This window comes from Bradyrhizobium sp. NC92, assembly GCF_025200865.1.
In the GTDB taxonomy this organism is placed as follows: Bacteria; Pseudomonadota; Alphaproteobacteria; order Rhizobiales; family Xanthobacteraceae; genus Bradyrhizobium.
On record NZ_CP104171.1, the window covers coordinates 8,262,433 to 8,284,989 of the forward strand.

The following is a 22,557-nucleotide window of genomic DNA, read 5'->3' on the forward strand; positions in this document are numbered from 1 at the left end:
CCGTGCGCAATTGCGCACTAGGCGGGGACGACAGCGAGTATGCGGCGCGAGCGGAGTAAAGCTACTCCGCCGCGGGAGCCGGCACCTTGGCGCCCTGGCCGTAGCGCTGGTCGATGTAGTCGATCACCAGCGCCTTGAAGTCGGCGGAGATGGTCGGGCCGCGCAGCGTGCGGAACTTCTTGCCGTCGACGAAGACGGGCGCGGCCGGCGCTTCGCCGGTGCCGGGCAGCGAGATGCCGATATTGGCGTGCTTGGATTCGCCGGGGCCGTTGACGATGCAGCCCATCACCGCGACGTTGAGCTCCTCGACACCAGGGTATTTCGTCTTCCAGGTCGGCATCTCGTCGCGGATGAAATCCTGGATCGAACGGGCCAGCTCCTGGAACGTGGTCGAGGTGGTGCGGCCGCAGCCGGGGCAGGCTGCAACCAGCGGCACGAAGGTGCGGAAGCCCATGGTCTGCAAGAGCTCCTGGCCAACCTGCACCTCGCGGGTACGGTCGCCGCCGGGCTCGGGCGTCAGCGAGATGCGGATGGTGTCGCCGATGCCCTGCTGCAACAGGATGCCGAGCGCGGCCGAGGACGCCACGATGCCCTTCGAGCCCATGCCGGCTTCGGTGAGACCGAGATGGATGGCGTAGTCCGAACGCGCCGCAAGATCCTGGTAAACCGCGATCAGATCCTGCACCGCCGAGACCTTCGCGGAGAGGATGATGCGGTCCTTGGGCATGCCGAGCTCTTCGGCGCGCGCGGCCGAGAGCAGCGCCGACTGCACCATGGCCTCGCGCGTCACCGCGCGCACGTCGCGCGGGTTGGGCGAGGCCGCATTCTCGTCCATCAGCTTGGTCAAAAGCTCCTGGTCGAGCGAGCCCCAATTGGCGCCGATGCGCACCGGCTTGTTGTTCTTGTTCGCGATCTCGATGATGTCGGCGAACTGGGTGTCGCGCTTGTCCTTGAAGCCGACATTGCCGGGATTGATGCGGTATTTAGCCAGCGCCTCGGCACAGGCCGGATAGGCCGCGAGCAGCTTGTGGCCGATATAATGGAAGTCACCGATCAGGGGCGTCGTGATGCCGCGCTTGGCGAGGCCGTCGCGGATGTGCGGAACGGCGGCCGCGGCCTCCTCGCGGTCCACGGTGATGCGGACCATTTCGGAGCCGGCGCGCGCCAGCGCGGCGACCTGGGCGATGGTGCCGTCGATATCGGCGGTGTCGGTGTTGGTCATCGACTGCACGACGATCGGCGCACCGCCGCCGACGGCGACGTTGCCGACCTTGACCTGGGTGGTCCGATGCCGGGGCGCCGGGCCCGCAATGTCTGAATCGAGAGGGTTTTCGAGCTTGTTCATGGCGGTCCAAATATCAGGTTTTGGTGACGTTCAGCAATGCATCGCGCGGCGCCGCAGCTGATGAGCTGGGACGGTTAACCAGAAAAAGCCCAGCAATTACAAGGACCGCTGCGGCCCCGAATGTCAGGCTGAGGGTGTCGTGCATGATGAAATAGCTACCCACCACGCCAAACAAAGGGGTGATGAAGGTAAAAGCGGACAATTTGCTGGCCGAATAGGCCTTCACCAGCGCGAACCAAAGCGTGAACGTGGTTCCCACCACCCAGATCGCCTGGAACGCCATCAGGCCGAGCGAGAGCGGCGACGGAGTGTGCGTGATGGATTCGCCGAACAGCCAGGCCGCCAGCCCCAGGATCGGGATCGAGGTCGCGACCTGATAGCCCAGCGCCTTCTCGGGCGCGGCGAAGCGCAGCCGCGTGCCCTTGGCAACCAGCGTCGTCGCGGCCCACAGCGCGGCGCCCCCGACGATCATGAGGTCGCCGAGCAGAACATGCGAATCGACATTGGGCTGGGGCACGCCGATGGCAAACGCCACGCCGGCAAAGCTGATGGCAAGGCCCAGCCATTGCGAGCCGCCGAGACGCTCGCCGAGCACCTGGTAGGAGCCGAGCGCAACGAAGAACGGCGCCGTGTAGAGGAACACCACCGCGCGCGAGGCGTAGGTGAGACGCAGCCCCTGGAAGATCAGCACGAATTCGATACCGAACATCAGCCCGGCGATCAGGCCCGGCTTCCAGGTGCCATCACGTTCGAAGAAATTGACGCCGCGAAGGGTGCCGATCAGGAACAGCACCGGCAGCGCGCCCATCGAGCGGATGGTGGCCTGGAGCATGGGCGGAATGTCCGGCAGCACCAGCTTCACCGCGATCTGGTTGAATCCCCAGGTCAGGCACAGCATGAGCATCAGGGCGATGGCGCCGGCACTGAGGGGACGGCCGGCGGACGGTATGGCTTGAGGTGCGGACATTTCTTCCCAAAATCCGGCTTTGCGCCGTTGTTGCTTCAAGACATTTTCTGACAATGCGTGCAGACGCCCGTGATCTCCACCACAGACAGCTTTGGTGCGAAGCCTGAGCTGCGCGCGGCGGCGTTGAGGTCCTTGGCGAAGGACGCCGAGGAGATCTCACCGACCAGGCCGCAGCGCTCGCAGATCAGGAACGCCACCGCCGAGGTCGAATCGTGGTCGTGGGCGGCGCAGGCAAGATAGGCGTTGCGGCTCTCGATGCGGTGCACGAGGCCGTTGGCCATCAGGAAATCGAGCGCGCGATAGACCGTGATCGGCGCCGGCCGCGCCATGGACTTGGCGAGCTCGTCGATGATCTCGTAGGCCCCGAGCGGGCGGTGACTGGCGAGCAAAGCACCCAGTACCTGACGGCGGATCGGCGTGAATTTCTGCGCGCGCTGCTCGCAGACCACCTCGGCATGCGCGAGCGCGTCCGCAGTGCAGCGGCCGTGATCATGGTCGGGCGCGGGGAATGCCGGCTTTGCGAGGCTCATGTACCCGTCTTCTAGCATTTTGACGGGGGAACCCAAAGCACGACGAGCCGCCCGGCTGTCAGCCATGCTTCTCCCGCGGGACAGCATCGCGCCACCCTGCCCTGAAATAATCATAAGCTTGCTTATTATATTCAAGCTTATTGGAGACGAAGCTCATGTCCCGCGGGTCGGTCGACCAGAATTTCCTGTTCACGCTCGGTGAGCTCTACCGCCTCTTGCGCGTATATGCCGACAAGGAGGCCTCGCGCTTCGGCATCACCCGGGCGCAATGGGCGGTGCTGGCCAAGGTGGAGCGCAGCGAGGGCATGAAGCAGTCGGAGCTCGCCGAGCTCATGGAGATGCAGCCGATCACGCTGACGCGGCTGATCGACAAGCTCTGCGACAACGACTGGATCGAGCGCCGCAGCGACGCTTCGGACCGCCGGGTCAAGCGCCTGTACCTCAAGAAGGCCGGGCGGCAGTTGCTCGGCCGCATGAGCGGCCTGAAGTCGGAGCTGACGGCAAACGCGCTCGACGGCATCAATCCGGCGGATGCCCACCGCCTCCTCACCCAGCTCGAAACCATCAAGGAAAACGTGCGAACCGCGATCCAGACATCCGGCGCGGAGCAAGCACGCAAGGAGCAGCGCTATGGCTGATCAGGTCATCAAGTTCCAGCCCGAGCAGAAGAGCGACAGCGGCAAGCCGACCAAGAAGGCCGGCACCGATCCGCGCCGCCGCGTGCTGGCGGGCCTGCGCCGCCATCGCCGTTTCCTGCTCCTGGTCGTGCTGCCGGTCATCATCGCCATCGGCGGCGTTACCTTCTATCTGCAAGGGGGCCGCTATGTCGGCACCGACGATGCCTATGTCGGCGCGCAGAAGGTGCTGGTGACGCCCGACATCTCCGGCAAGATCCTGAAGGTCGTCGTGAGAGAAGGTCAGGTCGTCAAGCAGGGCGACGAGCTGTTCGAGATCGACCCGGTTCCGTTCCGCCTCGCGGTGGATGAAGCCAAGGCACAACTCGCCCAGGCACGCACGACGTACGACAACCTCGCTGCCAACATCAAGATCTACGGCGATATGCTCAACCTCGCCCAGCAGGGCGTCGAGCTGAAGCAGCGCGACGTCGAGCGCAAGCAGGCGCTGGTGAAGAACAATTTCGGCTCGCAGCTCGATCTCGACAACGCCGCCAACGCGCTGGTGACGGCCGGCGCACAGACGCAGTTCGTCAAGCAGCAGCTGTCCAACGCCAAGACGCAATTGCTCGGCAACCCCGATCTGCCGCTCGAGCAGTTTCCTCCCTATGTGCAGGCCAAGGCCAAGCTCGACGACGCTCAGCGCAATCTCGACCATACCGTGCTGCGCGCGCCGATGGGCGGCGTGGCGACGCAGGTCGAGCAGATTCAGCTCGGCCGTTACGTCGCCGCGGGCACGCCGGTGTTTTCCATCATCGACGTCGCCCATCCCTGGGTCGACGCCAATCCGAAGGAGAGCGACCTCACCTATGTCACCGAAGGCCAGGCGGTCACGCTCGAGGTCGACGCGTTCCCGAACCATGTCTTCAAGGGCAAGATCGGCTCGCTCTCGCCCGGCACCGGCGCGCAATTCGCAATTCTGCCGCCGCAAAATGCCACCGGCAATTTCGTCAAGGTGGTGCAGCGCGTGCCGATTCGCATCTATTTCGACGAGACCGACAAATACGTGCGGAAGCTGAAAGCCGGCATGAGCGTCTACGCCACCATCGACACCGGCCATCAGCGCTCGCTCGCCGGCCTGCTCGGGCTGTCGGCGACAGCGGGCCAAGACAAAGAACAAGACAAAGAATAAGACAAGGACTGGCGCGATGTCCGGCCCCAATGCCAGCCTGATGGTCCCCGGCCTGCGCCGGAACATGGTGACGATCTGCGCCATGACCGCGACCATCATGCAGGCGCTGGACACCACCATCGCCAACGTCGCTTTGCCCTACATGCAGGGCACGCTGTCGGCCTCGCAGGATCAGATCAACTGGGTGCTGACCTCCTACATCGTCGCCGCCGCGATCATGACGGCGCCGGTGGGGTGGATCGCCAACCGCTTCGGCCGCAAGCGCATCTTCATCATCTGCTCGGCCGGGTTCACGATGGCATCGGTGCTGTGCGGCCTCGCGCAGGACATCAACCAGATGGTGCTGTTCCGCCTGCTGCAAGGCGTGTTCGGCGCCGCGCTGGTGCCGCTGTCGCAATCGGTCATGCTCGACTATTACACGCTCCAGGAGCGCGCCAAGGCGATGTCGATCTGGGGCATGGGCGTGATGATGGGCCCGATCATGGGACCCTCGCTCGGGGCCTGGCTGACCGAGACCTATTCCTGGCACTGGGTCTTCTTCGTCAATCTGCCGTTCGGCGCCATCACCGTGCTCGGGCTGATCGTCTTCATGGACGAGACCGAGAAGAATCTCAGCCTCAAATTCGACTGGTTCGGTTTCGCCGCGCTGGCGGTAGCGATCGGCGCGCTGCAGCTCGCACTCGACCGCGGCGAGCAATTGGGCTGGCTGGAATCGAATGAGATCGTCGCGGAGTTCATCGTGGCGGCCGTCGCGTTCTACTTCTTCCTCGCGCATTCCTTCACGACCTCGACCCCGTTCATCCGCTTCGCCCTGTTCCGGGACCGCAACTTCGTCACCGGCTGCCTGTTCATGATCGTGATGGGACTCGTGCTGTTCTCGACCATGGCGCTGGCCTCGCCCTACATGCAGAACGTGATCGGCTATCCCATCATCACCGCCGGCCTCTTGCTGGCGAGCCGCGGCATCGGCACCTTCTTCGCCATGATGCTGGTCGGCCGCATGATGCGCTACTTCGAGGCGCGCACGCTGATCATCTCCGGCCTGACGCTGACGGCGGGCTCGCTGTTCCAGATGACAGGCTGGACCGATCTGACCCAGGTGCCGGAGATCGTCACCGTCAGCGTGATCCAGGGTTTTGGCTTCGGTCTCGTCTTCGTGCCGCTCTCGACCGTGGCGTTCCTGACGTTGTCGAACGAGCTGCGCACCGACGGCACCGCGATGTTGACCCTGATGCGCAACGTCGCGAGCTCGGTCGGCATTTCCGTCGTCATTGCCGAGCTGACGCAGGGCACGCGGCGGACCTATGCGATCCTCTCCGAGCACGTCAACCCGTTCAACCACGCACTGCAGATGCCCAGCGTCAGCGGCCTGATCAATCTCTCCACCGACGCCGGCCGCGCCATGGCCGACCGGATGGTCAGCGTGCAGGCGCAGATCATCGCCTTCGCACACGACTACCAGCTGGTGATGCTCTTCGTCCTCTGCACCATCCCGCTCGCTCTGCTGATCGGCTCGACCAAGGCCACGCTGCGCAAGCAGGCGGCGGGGCCGGAACATGCGGTGATGGAGTAGCGGGAGATCTCATGCCCCGGCTCAGCAACGCAGCGTTACACGCTGCACCGCGCCCGGACACAACAGCGCTACAACAGCTCCTCACAGCCCAGATCATCCACCGCCGCAAACACCCGCTCCAGATTGTTCCACCAGATCAGCGGCGGGATGTTGATGCTCCATTGCCAGACCGGCCGCGTGATCTGCCAGAGCACCGCCCAGCGGTAGTCGCGATCGAGCGCGCCGCGGGTATAGCCGGTGATGCCGCTCTCGATCAGCGCGTCGTGGTAGAGGTTGAGCAGCAGCCGTTCGAGCGCCTGCCGGCGTTCCGGATACCAATGCATCGCCATCATGTAGGCGAGGTCGTCGGCCGGAACGTCGATGCTCCACAGATCGAAATCGAAGATGCGCACGGTGTCAGCAACGCCCGCGCGCGGCAGCAGGAAATTCCAGACATGGGCATCGCCATGCGTGATGCTGAGGTGGCGGCGTGAATGGTAACGCTGGGACAGCCGCTCCGACTGATCGATGAGCCGACGGTAGATAATCCGCCGCTCCTCGCTGAGGCGATCGCCGAGAAGATCGGCAAAGCGGTCATAATGGCCCGCAAACGTCTCCATGCGTTGCGCGCTGTCCTCCACACTCGGCCAGGTGCCGACGGTGTCGCCGAGGCTCGGATGGTCCCACCAGGCTGCATGCCAGCGGGCCAGCGTGGTGACGATGGCGAACGTCTGCTCGCGCGACGGCGGCACCGGCCAGGTTGTCGCGATCTCGTGGCTGTCGGTGAGATCTTCCAGCAGCAAATGCCAGGCGAGGCTGTCCTCGTCGAAATGCCCGTCAAAGCAGCGCGGCACGAGTCCCGCCGGCATCTGCGGGACCAGCTGCGTGTAATACTCCACCTCGCGCCGGCCGCCATTGGCGAGGCGCTTGGCGAACGCGGCATTGGGAGTCTTGAGGATCAGCGACTGCGGAGCACCGGCGGATTCGCCGACATAGCGCAGGCCGAGCCTGACGATATGTGACACCACGGTGTCGCGCTGATGCAGCACCTTCACTTCGCGCACAGCGCCGGCGTCGAGCACGCCGCCCCTGCGCAGCGCGGCCGTCAGTAGGGCGGGCTCAACGACCGCCGGCAATTGTGGAGATGTCATGAACCACGATGCCCCTGTCCCGCGCCATACTGCACGATCACCCGCCCGGGCACCAGCGGCTCGCGCCGGCTCAGGCTGCCGCGGTCGAGTCGCGCACGGTCCGCACGACGACCGAACGCAGCTGCTCGAGATTGGCCGCCATCCCGGCGATCGCCTGCCTCACATCCGCGGCGCGCGCGTTGACGGAGGCGGCATCGCGGCTGACGTCGCCGATCTTGGCCGAGACCTCCTTCGCCGCCGAGGCCGATTCGGAAATCGACCGCGTGATCTCCCGGGTCGCGGCATCCTGCTCTTCCATCGCGGCGGCGACCGAGGTCGCCACGCCGTCGATCTCGATGATGTGGCCTCCCATGGCCTCGACGGCGTCGACCGCGGCCTGGGTCGAGGCCTGGATCTCGGCAATCAGCCGCCCGATCTCCTCGGTCGACTTGGCAGTCTGGTCTGACAGGGACTTCACCTCGGCGGCAACCACCGCGAAGCCGCGGCCGGCCTCGCCAGCGCGCGCCGCCTCGATCGTCGCGTTGAGCGCGAGCAGGTTGGTCTGGCCCGCAATGCCGCCGATGAGATCGGAGACCTCGGCGATCTTCTTCACCGATCCGGCCAGCGCCTGAATGGTCGAACGCGCCTGCTCGCGGCCGGCGACCGCCGATTTGGTGACGCTGCTGGTCCGCGCCACCTGGCCCGCGATCTCGCGGATCGAGGCGCTCAATTCTTCGGCCGCAGCCGAGACGGCTTGCGAGCTGCCGAGCGCCTGCGTCGAGGCCGCCGCGACCGCCTGCGACTGCGCCGAGAGCGACTTTGCGATCTCCGACAGCCCGGAGGCGGCCTGCTCCACGCCCTGCGTCGCCGCCGTCGCGGTATCGACCGAGCGGCCGGTCTCGCGCTCGACCGTCTCCGCCATCTGGTGCAGGGCGGAGCGCTTGGCGAGCGCCGCCGCCTGCTCCTGCCGCAATTGCTCCTCGCGCAGACGGGAATTCTCGACCGCCGCCTGCTTGAACACCACAAGTGCGCCCGCCATCGAGCCGACCTCGTCCTGGCGCTGCGCGAACGGAATGTCGGCGTCGAGATCGCCGGTCGCGAGCTTCTGCATCGTGTCCGTCATGCGCACGATCGGGCGCACCACGCCGAGGGCAACACCCAGCAGGCCGGCGGTAACGAAGGCGAGGACGGCAACGGAGACGCCGAGTAGGATATAGAGCATCGCGCTGTCGCGGTCCGCGGCCAGCTTCTCCATGGCTGCATTCTGCTTGTTCGCACTGTCGACAATGCTGTCGATGACCGCGCGGTGCGCGGTATAGGCGTCCTTGAGCTGCGCATAGGCGCGCTCGGAGGCTGCAATGTCCTTGGCCTTGAGCGCCGGCAGGAGCTGATCCGACGCCTTCCAGAATTTCTGCACCTCCGCATCGGATTTCGACACCAGCGCGGTCTTGAGGTCGGCCGAGAGGCTGGAGGAGACCCAGAACGCCTTGCGCTCGTCGTATTCCTTGCGGAGCTGGACCAGGCGCTCGCCATGGGCGGCCAGCTGATCCGGCTCGCGCATGGCCAGCGTCGCCTCGAGATAGGCTTCGATGACATATTCGGGCGGCGGCAGGATGTCGGCGATGAGGTCGTTGCCGAGCTTAATGTCGGAATAGAGCGGACCGCCGACCTTGAGCTCTTTCAGGGCGTACAGGCTGGTCGAAACAATGGCGGCAAAACCAACGGCGAGAACGACGCCAAACGCGACGATCGCAGAGGACAAGGACAGACGAAATTTCATGAAACAATCCAGGTCAGCGTCGAAACTGCCGCCACCCTAGACGACTACGGTAAATGCGGGATTGATTCGCGCGAGAATTGTATTTCGCGAGCCCCGCATAAATACGGGAATTGACAGTCAACTCTTCGGTATTGAGTCAGCGAGGCTGACGCACAAACGCGCAAAACAAACGTTTGAGTTCGATCGATGCGCTGAATGAGATGTGCATGCCGGGAGAGCAATCTTCCCCGGCACGCCCTGCCTTCACACGTCGAAGAACACCGTCTCGTTGTCGCCCTGCAGCTGCAGGTCGAGCCGGTAGACAGGCTTGCCGGCCTCGCGGACCGCAGTGAGCGTGGCCCGGCGGTCAGCTGGTACCAGCGCCAGCACGGGATCGGCGGCGTTGCCGGCCTCGTCGCTGAAATAGATGCGGGTGTAGAGATGCCTGAGCATGCCGCGGCCAAACACCGCAAGCAGGATGTGCGGCGCCTGCGGCTTGCCAGCGGGATCGGGCACGACACCCGGCTTGATGGTCTCGAAGGAATAGTTGCCGTCCTTGTCGGTGCCGCAGCGGGCAAAGCCGCGGAAACTCGCATTCGGCAGCGCGCGCTTGTCCTGGGGATCGGCGAAGCGGCCCTGCGCATCCGCCTGCCAGATCTCCAGCATGCAATCCGGCACGGCAACGCCATCACCATCGAAGACACGGCCCTCGATACGAACGCGATCGCCGGTGACATCGGGTGTCAGCGTCGAGTTGGTGAATGCGTCGTTCCACGCGTACTCGCCGGTCGGTGTCAGTCCGTATTTGAAGAACGGACCGACGGTCTGGGATGGGGTGATCCCGTCGGGCTTCACAGAATCCTGCACGTTAGTGGTTCTCCATGGGCGTGGCGTTCTTGCCGCGCAGCGCGATGTCAAAGCGGTAGCACAGCGCCCATTCGGGCTGGGTATTCTCCAGGTCGAACGAGGAAACCATCCGCGCCCGCGCCCTCTCGTCCGGCACCGAGTTGAAGATCGGATCGAACGGAAACAGCGGATCGGCCGGGAAGTACATCTGCGTCACCAGCCGCGTGACGAAGGAATGGCCGAACACCGAGAGATGGATATGCGCGGGACGCCAGGCATTGTGGTGATTGCCCCAGGGATAGGCGCCGGGCTTGATGGTGACGAAGCGATAATAGCCGGACGCATCGCTCACGGTGCGACCCGCGCCGGTGAAATTCGGATCCAGCGGCGCCGGATGCTGATCGCGGACATGGACATAGCGGCCGCAGGAATTGGCCTGCCAGATCTCGACGAGCGAGTTCGGCACGCCGCGGCCGTCCTCGTCGCGCACATGGCCGTGCACGATGATGCGCTCGCCGAGCGGCTCGCCCGCGTGCTGACGGGTGAGATCGTTGTCGCCCTCGCGCACGGTCTCGTGGCCGTAGACCGGCCCGGTCAGCTCCGACAGCGTATGGGGCATCGGGATCAAGGGCTTGTTCGGCGCACGCTTGATCGAGCTTTTGTAGTCGGGCGACAGCGGCAGCGGATGCGCCGCGTTGCTGCCGGTGGGATAGATGAATGTCATTGGCGAACTCCTCCCCGGCCATTTTAGGTCCGGCCGGTCAACGCTTCTGCCAATCATTATAGGATATAACTAATTTGGGAAAGCCGGTTTAGCGGCGTTCCCGCGCATGGCAGCCGGCCGCTCCCTACCTGATCGGCGCACGCGGAAGCACGGCCTCTCCGGCCTCGAGCCGGTAGGTATGGTCGAGCGAATACCAGGGCACGGAGGCGTCCTTCGCGGTCGGATGCGGCGTATCGTGGCGCACGAACTTGCCGATCAGAGCCTGTGTCACACCGAACTGCACGTCGCTGTCGATATGAGGGTCGCTCGGATCATACACCTGCGAGATCAGCACCTTGAATCCTGGCTTGAAGATCAGGGCGTGCAGATGTGCGGGACGATAGGGGTGGCGGCCCTGCGCCTCGAGCAGGCGGCCCACGACACCATCGGTCGGAATGGGATAGCCGACCATCATCACCGAGCGGAAGGAAAAGCGCCCGTCGGAATCGGACATGAACTTGCCGCGCAGGTTCATGTCGGCCTGCTCGGGGTCCTGGTTCTCGTAGAGGCCGACCGGCGAGGCGTGCCAGACATCGATCTCGGCACCCGCGACGGGCCGGCCGTCCCTGTCGACGACGCGGCCGCTGACGAACAGCGTGGCCCCCGGCGTTTCCGAGCGCACGATCGATCCGCCATTCTCGACCCGGGGCGAATTCAACCGCCAGAACGGCCCGAGCAATGATTGATCGGTCTCCGTATTGCCCTGATCGCCGTTGTTGAGCAGGCACACCAGCGAGGAGACGCCGAGCGACCCCGCCATCAGCACGACTTCGTTGTGCGTGTCGGTGGTCAGCTTGCCGAGCTCGGCCACGATCGCCGTGGCATCGCGGAACTCCTTCTCGGTCAGGCGAACGTCGCGCACGAAGGCGTGCAAATGCTTGACCAGGGAGACCATGATCTCGCGCAGCCGCGGATCGGATGTCCGCTCCATCACCGCCAGTGCCGCGGCCGTGACGTCCTTCTCGCGCTCGATGATCATAGCCACCTCCCAACCATCCGGTCGTTCCGGGCGCGAGTGAAAGGAGCGGCCCCGGAATCTTCACCTCTCCCCGCCTGCGGGGAGAGGTCGGATCGCCCTTGCGATCCGGGTGAGGGGGTACAGGTCCCACGGTCATCTCATCCGCGGAGAGAGGCCCCTCACCCCAACCCTCTCCCCGTAAGAACGGGGAGAGGGGGAGGATGGAGTCTTAATTCAGCTTTTCGATCGCCACCGCGACACCCTGGCCGACGCCGACGCACATGGTGGCGAGCGCCAGCTTGCCGCCGCGCTTCTCCATGCCGTGCACGGCGGTGAGTGCGAGACGGGCACCGCTCATGCCGAGCGGATGGCCGAGCGCGATGGCGCCGCCATGCGGATTGACGAAATCGGCGTCATCGGCGACGCCGAGCTGGCGCATGCAGGCGATGCCCTGCGAGGCGAAAGCTTCGTTCAGCTCGATCAGGTCGAAATCGCTGATCTTCTTGCCGAGGCGTTCCATCAGCTTGCGGGTCGCCGGCACCGGGCCGATGCCCATGATCCGCGGCGGCACGCCGGCCGAGGCGAGCCCGAGGATGCGCGCTCGCGGCGTCAGGCCGTGCTTCTTCACCGCGGCTTCCGAGGCCAGGATCATGGCGGCGGCGCCGTCATTGACGCCGGAGGCATTGCCGGCCGTGACGGTGCCCGGATTGCGCACGATCGGCTTCAGCTTGGCCAGACCTTCCAGCGTGGTCTCGGGACGCGGATGCTCGTCCTTGTCGACCGTAACAGGACCGGCCTTGCCGCCAGGAATCGTGATGGGCGTGATTTCTTCCGCGAAATAACCCGCCGCGATCGCTGCGCCCGCACGCTGCTGCGAGCGAATGGCGAAGGCGTCCTGGTCGGCGCGCGAGACCTGGAACTCCTCGGCGACGTTCTCGCCGGTCTCGGGCATCGCATCGACGCCGTACTGTGCCTTCAGCAGTGGATTGATGAAGCGCCAGCCGATGGTGGTGTCGAAGATCTCGGCCGAGCGCGAGAAGGCCTCCTGCGCCTTGCCCATTACGAAGGGCGCGCGGGTCATCGACTCGACGCCGCCGGCAATCGCAAGCTCGATCTCGCCGGAACGGATGGCGCGGCCCGCGGCACCGACCGCATCGAGGCCCGAGGCGCAAAGCCGGTTCAAGGTCTGGCCGGGAACCGAATCCGGTAGGCCTGCGAGCAACAGCGCCATGCGCGCGACGTTGCGATTGTCCTCGCCGGCCTGGTTGGCGCAACCGAAGAAGACCTCGTCCACCTGTGCCCAGTCGAGCTTGGGGTGTTTTGCCATCAGCGCCTTGATCGGGGCGGCGGCGAGATCGTCGGCGCGCACCTTGGCGAGCGAGCCGCCGAAACGGCCGATCGGGGTCCGCACGGCATCACAGATAAAGACGTCACGCATCGTTGTTCTCCCTGAATGCCGCGATCCGGCCAAATTCTTCAATGTCGGCGGAGTTTTAGGAGCGCGCCTGCGGCAGGTCAATTGACGGTTTCGCGGGTGGCATATTCGAGCGATGTCATGAAACTCAGCCGTCATTCCGGGGCGCGACGAAGTCGCGAGCCCGGAATCCATAACCACGAGCCGGGGGTTATGGATTCCGGGCCTGCGCCTATCGGCGCATCCCGGAATGACGACCGAGAGTGTGGCGCACACATCCCGCCATGCGGACAGCGTGGAAAACCCGCCCTCCCCAGCCAAACCGATAGGACGCTCAGGCGAAATTTTGTAGGTTGCGCCGCCCATGACCATGCAACAACCGATACCCGTTCCGCCGCCCGACGACACGCCCACGCCGCAGGCCGAGGCTGCCGCGCGCGTCACGCCGATGATGGAGCAGTATCTGGAGATCAAAGCAGCGCATCAGGGCTTGCTGCTGTTCTACCGGATGGGCGACTTCTACGAATTGTTCTTCGAGGACGCCGAGATCGCTTCAAAGACGCTCGGCATCGTCTTGACCAAGCGCGGCAAGCACCAGGGCGCGGATATCCCGATGTGCGGCGTGCCGGTCGAGCGCGCCGAGGATTACCTGCATCGTCTCATCAGCGCCGGGCATCGGGTTGCGGTGTGCGAGCAGACCGAGGATCCCGCGGCGGCGAAAGCGCGCGGCAACAAGAGCGTGGTGCGCCGCGGCGTGGTGCGGCTGGTCACGCCGGGCACACTGACCGAAGACACGCTGCTGGATGCGCGTGCCAACAATTACCTGCTGGCGATCGCGCGCGCCCGCTCCAGCGCCGGCGGCGACCGCTTCGGCCTCGCCTGGATCGACATCTCGACGGCCGAATTCACGGTCACCGAGGTCTCGGGCGGCGAGCTCGCCGCGACCCTGGCGCGCATCAACCCGAACGAGGCGATCGTCACCGACGCGCTCTATAGCGACAACGAGCTCGGGCAGACCTTGCGCGAGCTGCCGGCGGTGACGCCGCTGACCCGCGACGTGTTCGACGGCGCCACCGCCGAGAAGCGGCTGTGCGACTACTTTGCGGTCGCGACCATGGACGGGCTCGCGCAGCTGACGCGCCTGGAAGCCACCGCCGCGGCCGCCGCCGTCACCTATGTCGACCGCACCCAGGTCGGCAAGCATCCGCCGCTGTCGCCGCCCGCGCGCGAGGCCTCGGGCGCGACCATGGCGATCGACCCGGCCACGCGCGCCAATCTCGAGCTGACGCGGACGCTCGCCGGCGAACGCCGCGGCTCGCTGCTCGACGCCATCGACTGCACCGTGACCTCGGCAGGCTCCCGCCTGCTGGCGCAGCGCCTGGCCGCGCCGCTGACCGATGCGCCGGCGATCGCGCGGCGGTTAGATGCGGTCAGCGCCTTCGTGGCCGATTCCGCCGCGCGCGAGGACATCCGCAGCATTTTGCGCGGCGCGCCCGATATGTCGCGCGCTCTGGCTCGGCTCTCGGTCGGCCGCGGCGGGCCGCGCGACCTCGCCGGCATCCGCGACGGCATCATCGCCGCCGACCAGGTGTTGACGAGGCTCTCCGAGCTGGATCAACCGCCGCAGGAAATCGCTGCAGTGATGGCGGCGCTGCAGCGGCCGTCGCGCGAGCTTGCTGCCGAGTTCGCCAGCGCGCTCGACGAGCAGCTGCCGCTGATCAAGCGCGACGGCGGCTTCGTGCGCCAGGGCTACGAGCCCACGCTGGACGAAGCGCGAAACCTGCGCGACGCCTCGCGCCTCGTGGTCGCCTCGATGCAGGCGCGCTACGCCGACGCGACCTCCGTGAAGGGCCTCAAGATCCGGCACAACAACGTGCTCGGCTATTTCGTCGAGGTCACCGCCCAGCACGGCGACAAGCTGATGTCGCCGCCGCTGAACGCGACCTTCATCCATCGCCAGACGCTGGCGGGACAGGTGCGCTTCACCACCGCCGAGCTCGGCGAGATCGAGGCCAAGATCGCCAATGCCGGCGACCGTGCGCTCGGCCTCGAGCTCGAGATCTTCGAGCGGCTCTGTGGCAAGACGCTCGCGATCAGCGACGATCTGCGCGCCGCGGCGCAAGGCTTCGCGCTGCTCGACGTCGCGACGTCGCTGGCCAAGCTCGCAGTCGACGAGAACTATGTGCGGCCCGAGGTCGACGGCTCGCTCAGCTTTGCGATCGAGGCCGGCCGCCATCCCGTGGTCGAGCAGGCGCTCAAGCGCAACGGCGAGCCGTTCATCGCCAATGCCTGCGACCTGTCGCCGGTACCCCCACCCTACCCTCCCCGCAAGCGGGGAGGGTAGGGTGGGGGCAGGCCAGCTCTGGCTGCTCACCGGTCCCAACATGGCGGGTAAATCGACCTTCCTGCGCCAGAACGCGCTGATTGCCTTGATGGCGCAGATCGGCAGCTTCGTGCCGGCCACGCGTGCGCGGATCGGCATCGTCGACCGCCTGTTCTCGCGCGTCGGCGCCGCCGACGATCTCGCCCGCGGCCGCTCCACCTTCATGGTGGAGATGGTCGAGACCGCGGCGATCCTGAACCAGGCCGGCGAGCGCTCGCTCGTCATCCTCGACGAGATCGGCCGCGGCACCGCGACCTTCGACGGCCTCTCCATCGCCTGGGCCGCGATCGAGCATCTGCACGAGAGCAACCGCTGCCGCACATTGTTCGCGACGCACTATCACGAGCTGACTGCGCTCGCGGCCAAGCTGCCGCGCATGTTCAACGCCACGGTGCGGGTGAAGGAATGGCAGGGCAACGTCGTGTTCCTGCACGAGGTGCTGCCGGGCTCGGCCGACCGCTCCTACGGCATCCAGGTGGCGAAGCTCGCCGGCCTGCCGCCGGCGGTGATCACGCGCGCCAAATCGGTGCTGTCCAAGCTGGAGGCGCAGGACCGCGGCCAGACCGCGCGAGCCTTGGTGGACGATCTGCCGCTGTTCGCGGTGCCCTCACGCGCCGCCACTGAAGCCGCGCCGCCGAGCGACGCGGAGCTGCTGATGGAGGCGGTGAAGGCGCTGCACCCGGACGAGATGTCGCCGCGCGAGGCGCTGGATGCGCTGTATGCGTTGAAGGCCAAGCTGCCGAAGCAGTGATGGCCTGTAGGGTGGGTTAGCGAAGCGTAACCCACCATCTTCATTTCCGAGGAGATAGAAGAGGTGGGTTACGCCTTCGGCTAACCCACCCTACGATGCCCGCCTACCCCCGCGCCGCGATCGCCGCGGCTTCCGCGGCCGCGCGCTGCATGCTGGTCGACATCTCGTTGGTCACCGTGCTCTGCTCCTCGACGGCCGCGGCGGTCGAGGTGACGTATTCGCTGACGTTGTTGATCGCCTGCTTGATCGAGCCGAGTGCGCTAACGACGTCACCCGAGATGCCGTTGAGGCTGCCGATTTCCTGGCCGATCTTGTCAGTGGCCTGCTTGGCCTGGTTGGCAAGGCTCTTCACTTCGGACGCCACCACGGCAAAGCCGCGGCCGGCTTCACCGGCGCGGGCGGATTCGATCGTGGCATTCAGCGCGAGCAGATTGATCTGGCCGGTGATGCTGTTGATCATCTCGACGATGCCGCTCATCGCTTGCGCGGCTTCGGTGAGGCGCTGGGCCTGGGCATCGGCCGCGGCGACCTGGTCGACGGCGCTCATCGCGGTCTCGCGCGACTTGGTCATGGCCTCGGAGATCTCCCGCACCGAAGCGTTGAGCTCCTCCGAGCCGGCGGCGACCGATTCCATCATGCCGCGAACGCGCTCGTTGCCCATGCGGACCAGCACCTGCTTGGTGGTGTCGGTGGCATATTTCACGACTTTGACCGGCTTGCCGTTGAGATCGAAGATAGGGTTGTAGGAGGCTTGGATGTAGACTTCCTTGCCGCCCTTGCCGATGCGCTTGTATTCCCCCGCTTGGTATTGACCGCGACCAAGCGCAGCCCAGAATTCCCGATAGGCGGCGCCGTCGCGCTCACTGGGCTCGACGAACATGCTGTGATGCTTGCCCTTGATCTCGGCCAGCGAATAGCCGAGTGCGCTCAGGAAGTTGGCATTGGCCGTGATGACCGTGCCGTCCATGTTGAACTCGATCACGGCCTGCGCCTTGTCAATTGCCGCGATCTGACCTGCGATATCGGCGGTCTTCAGCTTCTCGGCAGTGACGTCAGTTGCGAACTTGACGACTCCATACGGCTTGCCGCTCTCGTCGAGCAGCGGATTGTAGGAAGCGAGGATCCAGACCTCGCGGCCGCCCTTGCCGATACGCTTGAACTCGCCGGCCTGGTATTCGCCGCGGTTGAGCTTGGCCCAGAATTCGCGATAGGCAGCGCCGTTGCGGTCAGCCTCGGCCACGAACAAGCTGTGATGCTTGCCCTGGATCTCGGCGAGCGAATAGCCGAGCGCCTTGCAGAAATTCTCGTTGGCGGTGACGATGGTACCGTCGAGCTTGAACTCGATGACGGCCTGGGCACGGCTGCTGGCGGCGATCTTCGAGGCGTCCGTCATGCTCCGGATCTTCTTCTCGGTGATGTCGGTCGCGATCTTGGCGACCATCACCGCCTTGCCGTCGCCGTCGAGCACCGGATTGTAGGATGCTTCGATCCAGACCTCGTGGCCGTCCTTCGCGATTCGCTTGAACTCGCGCGCCTGATACTCGCCGCGGTTCAGTGCGGCCCAGAACGCCTTGTACTCGGCGCGGTCGCGCTGGTCGGCCGGCACGAACATCGAATGATGCTTGCCCTGGATCTCCTCGAGCCGATAGCCGAGCGCGTCGAGAAAATTCTTGTTGGCCGTGATGATCGTCCCATCAAGTTTGAATTCGATCATCGCCTGCGAACGGCCGATGGCATCGAGCCGCGCCTGTGCATCAATGTGGGACTTACGGCCGAACATTCAGGTGTCTCCTCGTTGAGAAATCATTATGCGTGGCGCGCGCAGCGTCGCGCTAGCGCTCGACGTTTCGGCTCGTCGTTTACGACTTTGGTACTGATGGAACTTCTGCCCCGTTATCCAACGGGGCCGCCTCGACAGCTGACGAGTAAGCGTAGGGTCAAGACACAAAGATTAAATTAACGACATTATCGGAAACGCGCAGTCAAACACCGCAGAACTACCGGCTGAGCACCGCAAAGGTCCCGTACCAACTTACGTTTCGATGCGCAGCCTTCTGCGTCCACGCCACCACAGCGTCAGATTCCAGGCCACGCAGGTCCCGAGTGCGACGCACAAGCCGACTGCGGAACCGAACCACACGACCGCAACGTGCAGGACGGCGACGGCCATGCCAAATCCGAGCAGGCCCCAGGCGGAGTTGGCGAGCACGGCGGCGGTCGGCGGTCCGCCGATGCGCGGATGCAGGATCACCATCATGCTGGAGAACACCACGGGGAAGAGTGCGATGATGCCGCTGATGCGCGGGCCGACCCAGCTCGAAGTCGACACCACGATGGCGACGAGGGTCGCAACCAGCGCAGCGCGCATCGGCACGTCGTACCAGCGGCGCATCACCAGCGGCATCTTCACATGGCGATAGCGCGCGAGCAGTGGAATGCAGATGCCGAATGCGATCAGATTGGCGGCAAGCCCGGCCGTGAGCGTCCAGTCGAACTGGCGGATGATCGAGGCCATCCCGATCCACACCGCGAAAGCGCTTCCGCAACTCACCACGAGAGTGTGCCGCTGCGACAGCACAACGTAAGTGAGGCACATGAAGATCGTCGCCACATTGACCGGCAGGCTCGCCAGCGCGCCCTGCGCGATGAAAGCGGCGTCGTGGTCGATCGCAAGAAAGACGTAGGACGGCCCCGCCGACACCGGCAGGGTCGCGATCAGCGCGCCGATCACCGGCCCCGAGCGTTCGGTGATGATCGACGCCGTCACCACGAACGCCGCCGCGATCGCCATGCGCAGGAAGAGAAAGAGGAGGACGTGGAGGTCGAGGGACATTTTTTTGTGCCGGGCAAGCGGCGCGCTGATCCGGACAGAAAGCGAAGTTATTCAGTCCGTCATTCCGGGGCGGGCGAAGCGGCGCGCCCCGGGACGACGCCAATTGGTGGGATGACGACCTGCGTCCTCACATCCGCTGCATCGACACCGAAACCTTCGGGCCGTTCTTGATGGTCTGGTAGACCACGCAATAGCGCTCGGTGAGCTTGAGCAAGAGATCGAGCTTGTCCTGCGGCGCTGACGTGTCGACCTCGAAGCGCAGGCGGATCTCGGCGAAGCCGACCGGCGTCTCCTTGTCGACGCCGAGCGTGCCGCGGAAGTCGAGGTCGCCCTCGGCGTAGACGTTGCCGGTCTTCAAGGGCACCTCGATTGCGGTCGCGACCGATTTCAGCGTGACGCCGGCACAGGCAACGAGCGCTTCGAGCAGCATGTCGCCGGAGCAGAGCTCGAGGCCGGAGCCGCCGGTTGCGGGGTGGAGGCCAGCCGTTGCGATGGCGCGGCCGGTCTCGACCTTGCAGGCGATGCCTTCGCTATCGGTGGAGCCCTTGGCTTTCAGCGTGATCAGCGCAGCCTTGGGATCGGTCTTGTAGCGCTCCTTGATCGGGGCCTGCATCTGGCGCAGCTCTGCGGCGTCCATCTTGTTCTCTCCCGGAGTTTGATGCCTGCCGATGTACCGGCTCGCGGCGAGATTGTCACCACCACATGGCCTGACCGGGACCCTGGGTTGCGTCGCGGCCGGGAACGTTGCGGTCGAGCGACCGGTCGAGTGACGTCAGCACACTGCGCTTGAAATTCTCGAACAGCGGGGAATTGCGGTCGCGCGGCCGACCGAGATTGATCTCGATCTGATCGAACAGCCGCCCCGGCCGCGGCCGCATCACCAGCACGCGATCGGCCAGCCCCACGGCCTCGTCGACGTCATGCGTGACGAGGATCAAGGTCGGCCGCGTATCGGCCCAGAGGTCGAGCAGATGGTCCTGCAAATCCCTGCGGGTGAAGGCATCGAGCGCGGAAAACGGCTCGTCGAGCAGCAGCACCTCCGGCTGCGGCACCAGCGCGCGGGCGATCGCGACGCGCTGCGCCTGTCCGCCCGACAGCTCGCGCGGCCAGGCCTGCGCCTTATCAGCGAGGCCGACGCGGGCGAGCACACGCGCGACCATCTCGTGCCGCTCGGCCGCGGGCAGGCCGGCAAGGCCGAAGCCGATATTGTCGGCGACGCTGAGCCAGGGCAGCAGCCGCGGCTCCTGGAAGATGATGCCGATCTTGGCATGCGGCGAGCCGATCGCCTCGTCGTCGAGCGTCACCGTGCCAGAGCTGGCGCGATCGAGGCCGGCGATGGCGCGCAGCAATGTCGATTTGCCGCAGCCGGAGCCGCCGATAATGGCGAGGATCTCGCCTTGCCTGATCTCGGCCGAGAAGCGCGCCAGCGCCTCGACGCCGTTGGGATAGGTCTTGCTGACCCGGTCGAGCGCCAGCATCGCCTCAAGCTCCCTTTGCCCGCCCGAAGGCGTCCTGCCAGCGCAGGAACGGTGCGGCGGCCAGCTCGATCAGCCAGTCGGTGAGCTTGCCGAGGATGGCGAAGATGACGATAGCGGCCAGGATCTGCGCGGGCTTGCCGAGCTGCTGGCCGTCGAGCAGGAGATAGCCGAGGCCTTCGGAGGCGCCGATCAATTCGGCTGCGACCACGAACATCCAGCCGAGGCCAAGACCGACGCGCAAGGACACGACATAGGCCGGCAGCACCGCCGGCAGCAGGATGCGGCGGATCATTGCGGGTCCCGACAGGCGAAAGGTGCGGCCGACCTCGACGATCTTGCGATCGACCGAGAGGATGGCGCCCATGACGCCGAGATAGACCGGGAAGAACACGCCGACCGCGATCAGCGCGATCTTCGAGGTCTCGAAGATGCCGAGCCAAAGGATGAACAGCGGTACCCAGGCGAGCGAGGGAATCGCGCGCAACGCCTGCACCGTCGGATCGAGCAGCCGGCGCGCCAGCGACCAGTAACCGGAGATGGCACCTAACAGCGTGCCCACGACCACGCCGAAGGCGAAGCCGAGCGAGACGCGCCACAGCGTCGCCGTGATGTGGCGGACCAGCTCGCCGGAACGGGCGAGCTCGCTAATGGTAGCAAACACGCGCGAAGGCGGCGGCACCAGGCGCCCGTTGGACCAGCCGAGCCACACCACGAGCTCCCAGCCCAACGCGAGCGTCAGCGGCAGCACCACGCCCAGCAGCGGCCGCGCGTAACGCGACAGCCGTGAGGGCACAGGCGCGCTCTCGGCTGTATCAGGGGTTTGCTGCAGGACTGGCGCGTCGGAGATCATAGCCGGTAGGAAGCGCGTCTGGTTGTGGAATGCAACAGGACTATCGCCGCGCCCTCGCCTGTCGTCCCGGGCTCGCTTCGCGCCCCGGGACGGCGGCGGTCTCTATTGCGCGCGCTTGCCTCTTCCCTGCGAGCTAATTCGTTGGCAGCGGAACCTGGTCGTCGATCAATGCATCCAGCGTCGCCTTGACGTCGACCTTGGCATCGACGACGCCGGCCTGCTGAAGCGCAAGGCCTGCGGCGAGGATCGACTCGCGCTGCGGCGCGCCGATGCGGCTGTGGGTGAGCTCGGTGCGCTCCTTGAGCTGCTTGTCGACGACGGCCTCGGGCAGCTTCGTCACCGCGATGAAGGTCTTCTTCAGCTCGTCGTAATTCGCCAGCGAATATTTGCGCGCCTCCTCGTAAACCGCGAGGACGCGGCGCGCGATGTCGGGTTGATCCTTCAGGAACTGCTCGCGCACATTGAGGATGCCCCAGGTGTTGGCGTCGGCCTTGCGATAGAACAGCTTGGCGCCCTCCTCGACCTCGGCCTGCGCCATCATCGGATCGAGGCCGGCCCAGGCATCGACGTCGCCGCGGATCAGCGCGGTCTTGCCGTCGGCGTGCTGGAGCAGCACCGGCGTGATGTCCTTCTCGGTGAGGCCCGCACCGAGCAGTGCGCGCACCAGGAAGATGTGCGGGTCGGTGCCGCGCGTGACCGCAACGCGCTTGCCCTTGAGGTCGGCAACGCCGGCGATCTTGGACTCCTTGCCGGTCACCAGCGCGGTCCATTCCGGGCGCGAATAGACGTAGATCGACTTGATCGGGTTGCCGTTGATGCGGGCGACCAGCGCCGCCGAGCCCGCGGTCGAGCCGAAATCGATCGAGCCGGCGTTGAGGAATTCGAGCGCCTTGTTGGAGCCGGCCGACTGCACCCAGGTGACGGTGATACCGTCCTTGGCGAACTCCTTCTCCAGGAGCCCCTTCTGCTTCAGCACCAGCGACACCGGATTGTAGGTCGCCCAGTCGATGCGGATCTCCTTGAGCGGGTCCGCCGCCTTCGCCGCTTGGGTCAATGCGAGCGCCAAAGCTCCCGCCAGAACAATAATTCGTGCAATCCCAGCCATGCTCAGCCTCCTGAAAACTTCATTGTTTTTCAATGAGTTATATCTAGAGGTCAACGAGAAAATCCTCACTCCGAAAGCGCGCCGGCC

General features: G+C 65.5%; 18 protein-coding genes and 1 pseudogene. 4 read left to right on the forward strand and 15 right to left on the reverse strand.

The window, feature by feature from the left end:
• Positions 1-61 precede the first annotated feature (61 nt).
• Genes ispG through N2602_RS38380 form a run of 3 tightly spaced genes read right to left on the reverse strand, consistent with a single transcriptional unit; the run spans position 62 to position 2,842 of the window.
• On the reverse strand, positions 62-1,345 hold the full coding sequence (gene ispG / locus N2602_RS38370) for a flavodoxin-dependent (E)-4-hydroxy-3-methylbut-2-enyl-diphosphate synthase (RefSeq protein WP_212255829.1): 1,284 nt from the start codon (positions 1,343-1,345) through the stop codon (positions 62-64).
• A 13-nt stretch (positions 1,346-1,358) separates the two neighbouring features.
• On the reverse strand, positions 1,359-2,312 hold the full coding sequence (locus N2602_RS38375; RefSeq protein ID WP_260381323.1) for a DMT family transporter: 954 nt from the start codon (positions 2,310-2,312) through the stop codon (positions 1,359-1,361).
• Positions 2,313-2,347: 35 nt separating this feature from the next.
• On the reverse strand, positions 2,348-2,842 hold the full coding sequence (locus N2602_RS38380) for a Fur family transcriptional regulator (RefSeq protein ID WP_172788902.1): 495 nt from the start codon (positions 2,840-2,842) through the stop codon (positions 2,348-2,350).
• 155 nt (positions 2,843-2,997) lie between these two features.
• Here N2602_RS38380 and N2602_RS38385 point away from each other — a divergent pair, with 155 nt between their 5' ends.
• Genes N2602_RS38385 through N2602_RS38395 form a run of 3 tightly spaced genes read left to right on the forward strand, consistent with a single transcriptional unit; the run spans position 2,998 to position 6,221 of the window.
• Positions 2,998-3,480, forward strand: coding sequence for a MarR family winged helix-turn-helix transcriptional regulator (locus N2602_RS38385; protein ID WP_172788903.1), 483 nt, complete (start codon positions 2,998-3,000; stop codon positions 3,478-3,480).
• Complete coding sequence (locus tag N2602_RS38390; RefSeq protein ID WP_260381324.1) at positions 3,473-4,648, forward strand: HlyD family secretion protein; 1,176 nt, start codon at positions 3,473-3,475, stop codon at positions 4,646-4,648. The genes N2602_RS38385 and N2602_RS38390 overlap by 8 nt, the downstream gene beginning before the upstream one ends.
• A 16-nt stretch (positions 4,649-4,664) precedes the next feature.
• Positions 4,665-6,221 carry an MDR family MFS transporter gene (locus N2602_RS38395; RefSeq protein WP_172788905.1) on the forward strand — a complete coding sequence of 519 codons (1,557 nt, stop codon included), beginning with the start codon at positions 4,665-4,667 and terminating at the stop codon, positions 6,219-6,221.
• 68 nt (positions 6,222-6,289) lie between these two features.
• Here N2602_RS38395 and N2602_RS38400 read toward each other — a convergent pair whose 3' ends face one another.
• From N2602_RS38400 to pcaF, 6 genes are all read right to left on the reverse strand, one after another.
• Positions 6,290-7,351, reverse strand: a complete 1,062-nt coding sequence (locus tag N2602_RS38400) for a phosphotransferase (RefSeq protein ID WP_212255824.1) — start codon at positions 7,349-7,351, stop codon at positions 6,290-6,292.
• A gap of 70 nt (positions 7,352-7,421) precedes the next feature.
• Positions 7,422-9,110 carry a methyl-accepting chemotaxis protein gene (locus N2602_RS38405; protein WP_172788907.1) on the reverse strand — a complete coding sequence of 563 codons (1,689 nt, stop codon included), beginning with the start codon at positions 9,108-9,110 and terminating at the stop codon, positions 7,422-7,424.
• Positions 9,111-9,353: 243 nt separating this feature from the next.
• A complete protein-coding gene (gene pcaG / locus N2602_RS38410; RefSeq protein ID WP_260381325.1) occupies positions 9,354-9,956 on the reverse strand; it encodes a protocatechuate 3,4-dioxygenase subunit alpha in 603 nt (200 codons plus the stop codon).
• A 1-nt stretch (position 9,957) separates the two neighbouring features.
• A complete protein-coding gene (pcaH, locus tag N2602_RS38415) occupies positions 9,958-10,659 on the reverse strand; it encodes a protocatechuate 3,4-dioxygenase subunit beta (protein ID WP_260381326.1) in 702 nt (233 codons plus the stop codon).
• 124 nt (positions 10,660-10,783) lie between these two features.
• Positions 10,784-11,677: a dioxygenase gene (locus N2602_RS38420; protein WP_260381327.1), complete on the reverse strand. Its 894-nt coding sequence runs from the start codon at positions 11,675-11,677 to the stop codon at positions 10,784-10,786.
• A gap of 208 nt (positions 11,678-11,885) precedes the next feature.
• On the reverse strand, positions 11,886-13,094 hold the full coding sequence (gene pcaF / locus N2602_RS38425) for a 3-oxoadipyl-CoA thiolase (protein WP_212255815.1): 1,209 nt from the start codon (positions 13,092-13,094) through the stop codon (positions 11,886-11,888).
• Between the two features lie 340 nt (positions 13,095-13,434).
• Here pcaF and mutS point away from each other — a divergent pair.
• A pseudogene (gene mutS, locus N2602_RS38430) lies at positions 13,435-16,204 on the forward strand (DNA mismatch repair protein MutS).
• A 103-nt stretch (positions 16,205-16,307) separates the two neighbouring features.
• On the opposite strand, the gene N2602_RS38435 reads toward mutS, so the two are convergent.
• From N2602_RS38435 to N2602_RS38460, 6 genes are all read right to left on the reverse strand, one after another.
• Entirely contained in the window at positions 16,308-17,984 is a 1,677-nt protein-coding gene (locus tag N2602_RS38435; protein ID WP_260381328.1) for a PAS domain-containing methyl-accepting chemotaxis protein, read from the reverse strand.
• A gap of 252 nt (positions 17,985-18,236) precedes the next feature.
• Positions 18,237-19,037 (reverse strand): hypothetical protein, encoded by an 801-nt coding sequence (locus tag N2602_RS38440; protein ID WP_260381329.1) that lies wholly within the window; start codon positions 19,035-19,037, stop codon positions 18,237-18,239.
• Positions 19,038-19,164: 127 nt separating this feature from the next.
• Positions 19,165-19,674: an OsmC family protein gene (locus N2602_RS38445; RefSeq protein WP_260381330.1), complete on the reverse strand. Its 510-nt coding sequence runs from the start codon at positions 19,672-19,674 to the stop codon at positions 19,165-19,167.
• Positions 19,675-19,729: 55 nt separating this feature from the next.
• The gene (locus N2602_RS38450) at positions 19,730-20,515 is read right to left on the reverse strand and encodes an ABC transporter ATP-binding protein (RefSeq protein WP_260381331.1); all 786 of its coding nucleotides are present in this window, start codon (positions 20,513-20,515) and stop codon (positions 19,730-19,732) included.
• Between the two features lie 4 nt (positions 20,516-20,519).
• Complete coding sequence (locus N2602_RS38455; protein WP_260381332.1) at positions 20,520-21,365, reverse strand: ABC transporter permease; 846 nt, start codon at positions 21,363-21,365, stop codon at positions 20,520-20,522.
• A 133-nt stretch (positions 21,366-21,498) separates the two neighbouring features.
• A complete protein-coding gene (locus N2602_RS38460; protein WP_172787908.1) occupies positions 21,499-22,470 on the reverse strand; it encodes an aliphatic sulfonate ABC transporter substrate-binding protein in 972 nt (323 codons plus the stop codon).
• Positions 22,471-22,557: the final 87 nt, after the last annotated feature.